Origin of the sequence: Thermorhabdus hydrogeniformans (assembly GCF_049310025.1) — a bacterium.
Lineage (GTDB): Bacteria > Bacillota > Thermosediminibacteria > Thermosediminibacterales > Tepidanaerobacteraceae > JBJYKD01.
Map to the genome: position 1 here is coordinate 1 of NZ_JBJYKD010000213.1, position 257 is coordinate 257.

1 pseudogene is annotated in these 257 nt (G+C 64.2%); it reads right to left on the reverse strand.

The window, feature by feature from the left end:
* Positions 1–257 (reverse strand): annotated as a pseudogene (locus ACKX14_RS16170) (FYDLN acid domain-containing protein); the annotation flags it as partial.

Genomic DNA, 257 nt, shown 5'->3' on the forward strand with positions numbered 1-257 from the left:
TACACCTGTGTCCGGGCGGCCTCCTTTCGCCGTTCATAGGCCGCGCGTACCTTTTCGGGATTGCGGGTCCTATAATCCATGGCCATTTCCCGGTAGACCTCAGCGCGGCACTCGGGGCAGTATTTTGCCCGGCGGCCCACGCCGTACAGGGTGACGCCGCAGCGTACACATACCCGGATGTGTCCCCGCTTGCCCGATGTGCTGCCCAGGGTCTGGGGCTCTTTGGCGGCGCTAATGCGCTGTGCCTCCGATCGATC